Here is a 10,095-nt window from a genome sequence, read left to right on the forward strand (position 1 = left end):
GTGTGCCCGAGCTGGAATCTGTAGATCCGTCAGGAGCTTGATCATTCGAATTTGACGGTGCACTTGAATTCTCAGACCCGGTTGGTCCTTCATCCGTGCCACTGTTGCTGTTGCTCGATCCGTTCAACAAATTGCCCATTGAACCTGCCCCAGCAGCCACAGCGGTAATAAGCCCAGCTGCCAATGCGCCACCGGCTGCTCCACTGGCCATAGAGCCAACCAAGGGAGTCACAAAACGCATCAGGGCGGGTAGAGCGAATAAGGCTAGGACCATAAGCATCAGGCCCGTAAGAATGGAAATCAGTCCAGTTCCGTCATCTTGGAAGACATTCGTTCCAGCAAGATGAAAGGCTGCGGCATATACAGTAGCGGCCGCAGGCTTATAAAGCATGAACGCAATCAACCAACCAACATTCTTCATGAACCACTGCATGCCCATTTGAGTATTGGTGAAGGAAGCTGACAGAGGGAAAATTCCGCAGAGAATAACCAGCATTCCACCGCGAGCCACCATCATGAGAATCTGTACGAATGAGCACAGAATCGCAATAAGTCCCAGAATGATAACCAACATTGGGCCGAGACCACCCGTTGTTGCAGGGTTGGCGGTGAGAGCTAGAAGCGTAATCATGTTCGCACCAAAGCAATCGCCACTTCCGGCTATGTCGCACTCTACAGAGCCGTTGAGTACCCATATTGAATATGCGTCGAACACTGCTACCAGCAAGCCAACGATCAGAACGCCAACACCAGAGACAGCAAGAAGCGTAAGGAGACTTCTTAAAGTGGCAATAGCTGCTTGGCCCTTCATAGAGACAGCAACTTGAATGCCGCCGATGATGATAGATAGAACCGCCATCGCTGCAACTAACCACCATGTTGCATTTTGAAGAAATAAGACCGTGCCCCCAGAACCGCTTGGACCTGAGGGAAGTAAACCGCCTACGAGGGACGAAGACGCACCAACCAAGACAACGCCACCAAGAATGTAGCCGAGCTTTCCTACAGCGGCGAATCCTTCTCCGCGCCGCATCTTCGTGGCCACAACTAATCCAAGGATGACCATAGCGATACCAGCTGCCGCGATTCCGAACCACATCACGTAGCCAAGAACAGTATCGATATTTTCAATCTTTTCTGGCGCTTCGTTAGACCCAATAGGCGCTTCTTGCGTACCACCGGTGAGGTTGGGAGTGCCAATCCTCGCCCAGATAGTGCCTAAAGATGCAATTGCCTGTCCAAAGCCTTCCATTACAGCACCAGCGACGTTGGTAATCGCATCACCAACTGCGTTCTTGATGCCGTCACCCATGTGGCAAATTGGGTTAACTTTCTGCCATCCCTCGCAAGCCATGATTTACTCTGCTTTCCAGACGACGTAGTTACTTGTATCAGTGATTACGGCAACGTTGATCGGATTCTCCGGATCGCTAACAGACAGCTTCCAGTCTCCGTCTTCCCAGATCAGGTCATAAATCATGGAAACGTTGACGTTTTCACCCTGTCCGGAACCGCTTAGGGCAATGTCCACCCGCGCGGTATTTCCGTCGTAATTCAAGAGCTGAAACCCTACAATTTCGGCTCGAATACCTTGGTTGCTTGTTGCGTTAGGCGCTTCGGCAAGCAAAGATGCCCGGTTTGGCCCGGAAGCAAGGAAATATTCGAACCACTCTTTGAGGACCAACGGATCAAGAGTGGATCCTTGAACAGAAGCGTTAGCAGCTGCAACTACAGCGCCTTCGGGAGAATGCTGGAAGCATGACCGCACCCCGTTTTTAGAGGTGTGTGCCGGTCCAAGTGAGCTGGACGATGGATATTCCAGAATCCCTTGAAGTTTCCAATCAACTTTTGGGGCTTTCGTAAGGGAAGCTGAGCCAGACTTTTCTTCTAGTCCACATGTACTAACGTCGCCCGAATCAGCTGATGGTTCAGCTGATGGGGCGACGCTTTCAATTGGGCTTGGCGAAGCTGGCTCTTCCGCAGCTGGCTTTGGTTTAACCGCAGTCAAAACGCTCACTACGATAACCAAAGCGACTAGCAATCCCACGACCACAGCCGAGGCAATGAACCATGGCCGAGTCCAGGGGCTTGCTTCTACATCAGTTTCGACTTTTTCTTCGTCAGCCATGAGAACTACCCTGCGAGTAGTGCGATCCAAGAAATGCCACTGCCAACTACGACAGCGCCAAGACAAGGCCACAGAATCTTAGGTAGAACATCATGACCCTCACCGCGCTTGAAAGCGACGGATATGAGGATACCGGCTACCACCATGGCTGCACCTGCAACAGCAAAGCCGATCCACTTTAGCCAACCGATGATGGTTGTTACGCCACCCATTCCCGGCGGCTTTGTAGCGCCGGGGTCAGGGATATTTGCTGCCGCAGAGATTTCTACTACGGAAGAGATGATGTCAATCATCGTCATTTCCTTTCTTTGGAAGGGTTTCAACATATGGGTCAATAAGTGAGCTGATTTCTTTGAGAAACTTTCTCAACTCACGAGGTTGGTCAGCTGAATTTGAACTCTCTTCTAGCCGCCAAGATTCAATCCAAGGAAGATGCCAAATTCGAGGGACACCACCGCCGACTACCTGTGCAGTATCCCGAAGTGCTCGGGGCAACCGGCCCGGAGCGTCTGCAACTATGGCTAGCCCAATGACTTCCACATTGGGCACTAGCCCCGATGCCCATTGGATAATCGCTCGTTGCGCTGCCCTCAGTCCTGACATGTGTGATCTAGCTAACAGTAAAACTTTTACTGTGCCACTCACCGACACTGGCCATGAATGGTTAGCGCCGCGCCAGTCATCGTTTTGCGATGCAATCCGCGTTTCACCTGAACCGCCATGAGTGCCCAGGCACCAGAGGGTGGCCAGCTCAGAAGTTTCAACCATGGGTAATCGTCCTTCTGCGGAGGGAGTCGGCACGCTGCTTTGAGGTGCCGCCGCCCCCGTAATTGGCACTTTCGGTTGAATAATAACTACGCTGGATTCAGGCTCACTTATTGTGGGGAGCCACGGATTGCGAGGATTCGACACGGACCGCCCCTTTCCTTGGATAATGAACACATAAGTGCTGTACACCACCAGTATAGCAGAATGTATGTGATTCTAGTGAAAGAGTGTCGATTTTAATGACATCATGTCGAACCTGTATGAATCGTGCGGAATCGTATATATTGGATATATGCGAACGGATGATTGGACACAAGCGATGAACAGCATCAATGGCAGCGCCCTTGATGCGCTATTCGCTGACCAGCCAGCCATGCTCAGCGTTGACGAGGTTGCGACGCTTCTAAATGCGTCGCGGCAGAACGTTTATTCCTGGCTGCGGGAAGGCGTGATACCTGGCTACAAAATAGGCACAACATGGCGCGTTCTCAGTGAAGAGCTAAAAGAAACCCTCCGCGTTTCGCAACCTGGAAAACCTACTGCCGGAGGGAAATCCAATGGCTAAATTCTGGAACCCAACGGCCGCGGTAGTTACTATGAGCATTTTTTTAGTTGGGTGCACAGCTCAAACTGAATCAACTAGCTCACCCAGCACACCGCAACCAACAGAGTCTCAGCATGTAATGCATGAAGAACATGAAGGTCCGCTAAAAGAGGTAGTCATCCCAAAGTGGACAGCAGATCGAGCTAAGAAGGCCGAACAACGAGCCACAGAGTTCACGAATAAATACCTGCGGCCGGAACTGTCCATGACTGATTGGTATAAGGGCATCGAGCCGTACCTTGCACCAGAAGCTAAAGCTGTCTATTCCGAAGTGGATAACCGTAATCTCACATCCGGAAAAGTGACCAAGATTTCCCCCGCAAAACGTAGCGGTTCGGACTCACTCGCCAAAGTTCAAGTGACCACAACGGTAGGGACAGTAACGGTGCTTTTGAGCCAGGTCAACGACGAACCTTGGCTTGTCGAGTCTTTTACCACTAAGGAGAAATAATGCAACAGGGGAAAGGCTCATCATGCCTATTAATAGTTGTAGCAATACTATTGCTAGGTTCGTTTGTAACTTTCCCTTTAATGTTTGGTCAGAAAAAAGAAGAAGTAGCCGACCTAGATTGTTCACCACAGTCACCCATTACAGAAGTGAAGGTGGAGAACCTTCCCCTGATCAAGGGCTACTCGGAAAAGCAGATCACCAATGCGGCAATCATCATTAACGAAGCCAAAGTTGCACAAGTAGAACGCCAAGGCGCGATCATCGGCCTAATGACAGCTCTACAAGAAAGCACGCTGACTCGACTCGCCAATGACGGCAAGTGGAAGTACCCAGAAGGTTCCAGAGTGATGACAAAGGCCCAGTGGAAAGAAGCACGCAAAGTTGTCCTGAAATCGATGGATCTACCGCATGAGGGCGTGGGATCAGCTTGGGACGCACTGGGACTCTTCCAACAGCGTCCTAGCGCAGGTTGGGGTAGCGTCGAGCAGATTTTGAAACCAGAATATGGCGCCAAGAAGTTTTTTGAAGCACTGAAAAAGGTGGATAACTGGGAAAACATTCCCTACCACCTTGCAGCTGAGAAAGTCCAAATTTCTGGCAAACCTGACAACTATGCAGACCGGCGACCAGCTGCCGAAGCGATCTACAACAACCTGCAAAATTCGGACTACCAGGTAACGGAATCTTTGGGCAACGGAGATGAAGACAGCACGAACGACGAATGCAAGAAGGAAAGCGAGCAGATAAAAAACGATAAAGGTCCTGTTGAAGGAGGGTGGGTAACGCCGGTTGAATACTCAAAAGTTTGGTACAACTACGGCGAACCACGAGGAGTCTACCCGCATGCAGGGGAAGACTTTGCTGCCCCGGCAGGTACCCCTATCTGGGCTGCGGCTGCTGGAACAGTAATTCGAACCTCATGCGACTTCTGGAACGGGCGCTCTCCATGCAACGTCTTGATCGACCACGGACGTGACGGCACGGGCCGATCCATTAGCACCTTGTACGTTCATATGTATCCCAAAGGGGTGCACGTCAAGGCGGGAGATGTAGTAAAAGCCGGAGACCACATCGCTGACGTGGGAACCAACGGCAATAGCACCGGATATCACCTTCACTTCGAAGTTTGGATTGATGGACAACCAACAAGCCCTGTTGGGTGGCTTAAGAAGCACGGAAGCAAATTTTAAGAACGGAGAGAATCATGAGCACGAACGCTTTGTCGAGCTGGCCACGTATTGAGGCCACCATTACCAACGATGGCATTGGAAGTCTGAACATCGGTGGGACGCAACACACGATTAATGCAGAATCAGTTGATCAGGCCCGAGCCCAAATTATCGATCATGTAGCTAATACTGCCAAAAGTCTTAACCGCAGCTTACGCGCCACCATGACCGATCCACTCGGAGAATGGCCATTGATTATCCACCCTGACGGCAACGTTGAAGAAGACAGCGCACCACCCGCTGAACGTCGGCAAAGGCGCAGAACAGGCGCTAACGATCTTGAGTCAGAAATCCTAGGGCTGCCGAAAGAAACTCTTAGTGATACCACGGCAGAAGAACCTTTGGAACCTGAGATTGTCCACAAAGTACACGCCCAAGAACTAAATTTAGCCAGCAAGCCAAAGGGAGAGGTACAGAACCCAACCGCGCCCCAGCCAACAGCTAATGTCCCGCTGGCCAAGGTCAAAGAAGCCCAAACCCCCGAAGAAGCAGAGGAAGCCGCCATGAGTGCCGACATTGAAGCAGTTCAAACCACCGCCCCTAGCTCTGGCCCGTTCCCCTGGAACGAAGATTCAGAGTGGAAGATTATTGCCACTCAGCCAGCCACCCAGGGTATCCGCGCCATGTTTAAAATGCGCCCCTCAGAAACAGAACTAGCGGCCCGTCAAGCAGACTTTAGCAAGCTAAAAGAAGCCCAAGCAGCCAAGGCCGAAGAAGACTCGCGCAACAAGGCTGAACAAGAAAAATTGGCAGCTGAGCACAACGCACGCCGCCAACAGCGCGAAGCTGAACGAGCTGCACACCTAGCCAAGCTCACACGATCCATCCAGACCAACTTCCAAGGCACCCGAACCCTATTGGTGGCTAACCCCAAGGGCGGCGCACGAAAGACCACAACAGCGTACCTTCTGGCCGCTACTATCGGTCTGATCCGTGGCGGCTCAACCTGTGCTTGGGATGCCAACGAGACAATGGGAACCTTGGGTGAGCGCGCCCTGCAGGATCGCCACAATCGCACAGTGGTGGACCTCCTGGAAAATGGTGCGCGGCACTTCCTAGACATTGACTCCGCGCGCGTAGGTGTCCTGGACTCCTACGTTCGCAACCAAGGAGACTGCCACTTCGACGTGCTGGCCAGCGATGAAGACCCAGCACGGCAAGACCAGATCGACGCAGACGGATTCAACAAAGTCCACGACATTCTGAGCCACTTCTACCGCATGATTGTCGTGGATACCGGTAACAATATCCGTGCGGCACATTTCATAGAAGCACAGAAGCACACCAACCAGCTCGTGATCCCAGTCGCCGCGTCATACGACTCAAAAAACCGCGCCCTGGACATGATCGCCACCTTCACGGCCGCAGGATATGACGAACTAGTCAAGAACGCCGTAGTTCTAGTCCATGAGCTGGAACCGATCGAGAGGGACGAAGAGACCGGCCAAGTACTTACAAGCAACGGTCACGAACTGACCGCCGCCGAAATTTCCGAAGCCTTCGAACGACACGTACGTGCCGTGTTGCCGATTCCATACGATCCAGCGTTGAAAGACGGCGGCACGATCAAATACTTTGAACTGGACCCGAGCACTATCGATGCCTACCGGGAAGCCGCCGCTGCCATCACAGACTCATTGATTGACGGCACGCTGGAATCTTCCGGCCGTCGAGCTGTCAGCAAATAAATCATGGCTAAGACCCGACGAATATTCGTCGGGTCTTAGCCATGTAAAATTCCGCGTGTCGCCACTAGGTCGATTGATTGCGCGAGCATAAGATGAAGTCATGAAGAATCCACTTGGCCGCCCTTACGGCACGATGAAGGAACCAGCGTCACTTGGCTGGAAACCTGAGCGAGCTAATAAGGAACGATTCGCAGAACTAGCGAAACAAGCAGGAATGTCTGCCGCTTCATTTTTTGACCTCATGGTTGAGACCTTGGAGATTGACGAACGCGGTCTGCCTACGTGGGTTCCTAAGGATGACAACAAGGGACAGTTGCCTATCGATAAGCCTTAAACAGAAAAGCCCGCGCATAGCGCGGGCCTAAGCTCTGAATTTAGATCTGCAAATCAACTTTGGCGAGTTACTCAGATCTAAATATCCAAGAAGTTTCCGGTTGTCTAAGCCGGACGCTCCCCTTTCTGCACCTTCCAAAGGAAAGTATGTCTGTATCCAGTGTAGCGTCTTCGCGCGCTCAAGCAACCACCAGCGCTCCGAAACCCCCTGTAGAACAAGGTGGTTTGGTCACAAAGCCCAAGTGGTGCACCCGACCAAATGACGGCCGCATAGCGGCAATCATGGCCCATACAGCCAAGGGACACCGGCCATTTATCAAGGCCGAAACCCCCAAGGGATTCACAGCTAAGGGCAAAACGCAGTTCAATGCGTCTAAAGAGTCTCTGGCCAGCAAGCACGTATACACCGCAGCCCCGGTGCGCATCCGCCGCGTCTCACGCGCTCAGGAAACCTCCGACCGGGCGATAGCCTGGGCAATCCCCACCGGCAGCAAGAAGATCGACCACACCGCCCAAGCATGGCGCGCAACGCGATCCTTAGACGAATTGTTATGCCGTCGTAAGGACTGCCAACGAAACATTCTCGCCGTACTCTGGGTACTGCTTCGCTACACCGACCACGACAGCATGACGGTACGCATTACCTGGAACACGATCGCAGAAAAAGCACGCGTCAGCCGCGCCACCGTCGGCAACGCCCTTAAATTCCTACGCACTCACGGAATCCTTGGAATCGTAGCTTCCGGCCGCAGCGCGGAATACGCCGCCAAAGCTGGACAGAAGGCCGAAAACGAGGCCCCTGTATACGTTCTGTGCCGCCCCATCGGCCTAGGGCTACGCCCCCAAGACGCCAAAGACACCACCACTCACCGACCAACCCAGGAAACACCAAACCGCGCGGCCTGTGGAAATAACTTAGAACCCCTCCCCGTAGGGGGGTTAACCACTTACGAAGTAAGTTCCTACACGCGTACGCGCGAGGAAAACACTCAAAATGAGCCGCTGCGCGGCACTGAAAATCATTTGGGGCACGGCTGCGCCGCGCGAACTCACCAAAACGACCATCGGCAAGTCGAGCTATGGCCAGCTCACCGAACGATCAGCTCTAGAGGACAGGGTCTATCGGCTTCCGCTGAAATCTTGCGGCTTATCCCTGGATTCCGGCCCTTTTCAAAGAAAAATATTCTCTCGATAATGAAGCCATTCTTCCAAGCAGGCTGGACAATCTCAGATATCCAACATGCTTTGGACTGGCGCACCACACCCGGACTTCACGGCCGCGAATCCTGGGGGCCGCTGCCCCAGCATGACCGTGAAAATCAGTCCTACATCGACCACTGCCGAGGTCTCCGCGCCGCAATCCTGCACCGGCTGAACCTGTGGCGTACCACCACCGGCGAAATTATGCTCAGCAAATCCCAGCGAGCAGCCGCCGAAAGCACCCAGGCACGTGCCGCCGCACGCGCAGCAGCCCAACGCCACGCCACACGCGCCGCCCAACGCCCCGCACACCAAAGCGCAGCAGCAACAGGCGCAGCAATGGCACGCGCAGCACTAGCCGAAGCACGACGCAGGAACCACAACTAGCACTTACCCACCTGAGAGCTGGCCTAAACTAGCTACAAACCCAAGGAGAAGCGATGACACCCTACGCAGCAGCCGAAGCAGCCGACCGTTTGCGTATGCAACGCACCCCCTTATTTCTTGCGCCACTGTCGCCGGTGCTCATGGCCATCGCAATGATTATGTCCAATTCCCTTGATCTGTTTTTCGGCATCGCGCTCCTGGCACTCATCCTTGCAACAGCCAGTTTCATGCGCCTTATCTGGCAAGTAGCCCACTATCAAGACTTTGGCGACACACGAGAATGCAAGGTACTCAAAGCAATCTCTCTCAGTGCCGTGCCCATCGTTGTCCTGGCACTAGCGCTGCACTTTCTGATCTAAGCAGCTCACACAAAAAGGCCGGCTACAGCAGCCGGCCTTTTTTGTACCTACACAACCTCACGCAGAGACCAGGAATCATCCCTAGGGTGCTCTACTAGATCCCACGTCACTAAATCAGAGCGCGGATTAGAACCAAGGCGCACCTGCACCCGCCACACCGTGAAATCAATCTTGTCGGCAGCGCCCTTCTTCACTTTAAAAGTCGGGTCTTCCCACCAGCGCACACGCTCAAAATGGCAGCTTGGCTGCACGGCAACCTGCCACACGCGCCCGTCGCGCTTGACCTTCAACGGTGCCCCGGCAGCAGTAAATAGCACTTCAACAAATTCCCCAGGCATAACGAACCAAGGCTACGCCCTGGCACAGACAAAAAGAACCGGCCGCAAGCGGCCGGACTCCTACCCCACTTTCTTCGTACCTCGTTCCTGACACTCCATCATTCCTGGCCGGGTCTTCCATGCAAGGGCTGCGCCCCAGCTCCCCCAAAACTTTGTGGCCGCGTCGCAAGCTCCTTATTCCGGCCACAAACTTTTTCCTCCACTGCCCGGGGTCTGAGGAAGATCGGTACGGAAATTCACGCTAACGACATCCCGGTGTCGATCCTGGCGTGGATAGGGCTCGCGAAAAAGCGAAATGCCCGACGCAAAGCTTTCGCAGTGTGGGGCAACGGATGAGAGCCGCACGTCATCTTTCGGTGGTGGCAGGAAGAGGTCACGGAGTGATTGTGCCGGTTTTCTTGCGTTGGTCGCGTTCAACGGCCCGGTAGATGGTGGATCGGCTGATGGAGAATAGTTCTGCCATTTCGGTCATGGTGTGTTCCCCGGCGTCGTGCAGTTCGAGGAGGTGGGCTTCCTGCTTCACGCTGAGCTTCGGCTGTTTTCCCCGGAGCCGGCCGTTGGCCTTGGCAACCTTCATTCCTTCGCGGGTTCGCATGCTGATGAGGTCGGC

General features: G+C 53.5%; 13 protein-coding genes. 7 read left to right on the forward strand and 6 right to left on the reverse strand.

All coding sequences use genetic code 11. The features are described 5' to 3' along the window. The 4 genes from CIK76_RS18900 to CIK76_RS19225 all read right to left on the reverse strand — a co-directional run. The coding region (locus tag CIK76_RS18900; protein WP_096289380.1) for a hypothetical protein at window positions 1–1,312 on the reverse strand (1,312 nt) is incomplete at its 3' end. Window positions 1,313–1,357: 45 nt separating this feature from the next. Next, entirely contained in the window at window positions 1,358–2,128 is a 771-nt protein-coding gene (locus CIK76_RS18905; protein ID WP_096289382.1) for a hypothetical protein, read from the reverse strand. 5 nt (window positions 2,129–2,133) lie between these two features. Further along, entirely contained in the window at window positions 2,134–2,421 is a 288-nt protein-coding gene (locus CIK76_RS18910; RefSeq protein WP_255248552.1) for a hypothetical protein, read from the reverse strand. Then, window positions 2,414–2,896 (reverse strand): DUF6668 family protein, encoded by a 483-nt coding sequence (locus CIK76_RS19225; RefSeq protein ID WP_141393637.1) that lies wholly within the window; start codon window positions 2,894–2,896, stop codon window positions 2,414–2,416. The genes CIK76_RS18910 and CIK76_RS19225 overlap by 8 nt, the downstream gene beginning before the upstream one ends. A gap of 247 nt (window positions 2,897–3,143) precedes the next feature. On the opposite strand from CIK76_RS19225, the gene CIK76_RS18915 reads away from it, so the two are divergent. From CIK76_RS18915 to CIK76_RS18945, 7 genes are all read left to right on the forward strand, one after another. Continuing rightward, on the forward strand, window positions 3,144–3,461 hold the full coding sequence (locus CIK76_RS18915) for a helix-turn-helix domain-containing protein (protein ID WP_255248553.1): 318 nt from the start codon (window positions 3,144–3,146) through the stop codon (window positions 3,459–3,461). Window positions 3,462–3,579: 118 nt separating this feature from the next. Continuing rightward, window positions 3,580–3,951, forward strand: a complete 372-nt coding sequence (locus CIK76_RS18920) for a hypothetical protein (RefSeq protein ID WP_096289384.1) — start codon at window positions 3,580–3,582, stop codon at window positions 3,949–3,951. Next, window positions 3,951–5,141, forward strand: coding sequence for a M23 family metallopeptidase (locus tag CIK76_RS18925; protein ID WP_096289386.1), 1,191 nt, complete (start codon window positions 3,951–3,953; stop codon window positions 5,139–5,141). The genes CIK76_RS18920 and CIK76_RS18925 overlap by 1 nt, the downstream gene beginning before the upstream one ends. A 14-nt stretch (window positions 5,142–5,155) precedes the next feature. After that, window positions 5,156–6,868, forward strand: coding sequence for a hypothetical protein (locus CIK76_RS18930; RefSeq protein ID WP_141393639.1), 1,713 nt, complete (start codon window positions 5,156–5,158; stop codon window positions 6,866–6,868). Window positions 6,869–6,968: 100 nt separating this feature from the next. Continuing rightward, complete coding sequence (locus CIK76_RS18935; protein WP_096289390.1) at window positions 6,969–7,202, forward strand: hypothetical protein; 234 nt, start codon at window positions 6,969–6,971, stop codon at window positions 7,200–7,202. Window positions 7,203–7,483: 281 nt separating this feature from the next. Further along, entirely contained in the window at window positions 7,484–8,788 is a 1,305-nt protein-coding gene (locus CIK76_RS19230) for a hypothetical protein (RefSeq protein ID WP_141393640.1), read from the forward strand. Between the two features lie 53 nt (window positions 8,789–8,841). Then, entirely contained in the window at window positions 8,842–9,147 is a 306-nt protein-coding gene (locus CIK76_RS18945; RefSeq protein ID WP_096289394.1) for a hypothetical protein, read from the forward strand. 47 nt (window positions 9,148–9,194) lie between these two features. Here the strand turns inward: CIK76_RS18945 and CIK76_RS18950 are convergent, their stop codons facing one another. Both CIK76_RS18950 and CIK76_RS18955 read right to left on the reverse strand, forming a co-directional pair. Continuing rightward, window positions 9,195–9,485: a hypothetical protein gene (locus CIK76_RS18950; protein ID WP_096289396.1), complete on the reverse strand. Its 291-nt coding sequence runs from the start codon at window positions 9,483–9,485 to the stop codon at window positions 9,195–9,197. Window positions 9,486–9,858: 373 nt separating this feature from the next. Further along, window positions 9,859–10,095: helix-turn-helix domain-containing protein (locus tag CIK76_RS18955; protein WP_141393641.1), on the reverse strand; the 237-nt coding region annotated here is incomplete at its 5' end.

This window comes from Glutamicibacter sp. BW80 (assembly GCF_002332385.1).
Classification (GTDB): domain Bacteria; phylum Actinomycetota; class Actinomycetes; order Actinomycetales; family Micrococcaceae; genus Glutamicibacter.

Coding starts and splice junctions, on each gene's coding strand:
- CIK76_RS18905 (WP_096289382.1), bottom strand. CDS start 2,128: ATGGCTGACGAAGAAAAAGTCGAAACTGATGTAGAAGCAAGCCCCTGG.
- CIK76_RS18910 (WP_255248552.1), bottom strand. CDS start 2,421: ATGATTGACATCATCTCTTCCGTAGTAGAAATCTCTGCGGCAGCAAAT.
- CIK76_RS19225 (WP_141393637.1), bottom strand. CDS start 2,896: ATGGTTGAAACTTCTGAGCTGGCCACCCTCTGGTGCCTGGGCACTCAT.
- CIK76_RS18915 (WP_255248553.1), top strand. CDS start 3,144: ATGTCGAACCTGTATGAATCGTGCGGAATCGTATATATTGGATATATG.
- CIK76_RS18920 (WP_096289384.1), top strand. CDS start 3,580: ATGCATGAAGAACATGAAGGTCCGCTAAAAGAGGTAGTCATCCCAAAG.
- CIK76_RS18925 (WP_096289386.1), top strand. CDS start 3,951: ATGCAACAGGGGAAAGGCTCATCATGCCTATTAATAGTTGTAGCAATA.
- CIK76_RS18930 (WP_141393639.1), top strand. CDS start 5,156: ATGAGCACGAACGCTTTGTCGAGCTGGCCACGTATTGAGGCCACCATT.
- CIK76_RS18935 (WP_096289390.1), top strand. CDS start 6,969: ATGAAGAATCCACTTGGCCGCCCTTACGGCACGATGAAGGAACCAGCG.
- CIK76_RS19230 (WP_141393640.1), top strand. CDS start 7,484: ATGGCCCATACAGCCAAGGGACACCGGCCATTTATCAAGGCCGAAACC.
- CIK76_RS18945 (WP_096289394.1), top strand. CDS start 8,842: ATGACACCCTACGCAGCAGCCGAAGCAGCCGACCGTTTGCGTATGCAA.
- CIK76_RS18950 (WP_096289396.1), bottom strand. CDS start 9,485: ATGCCTGGGGAATTTGTTGAAGTGCTATTTACTGCTGCCGGGGCACCG.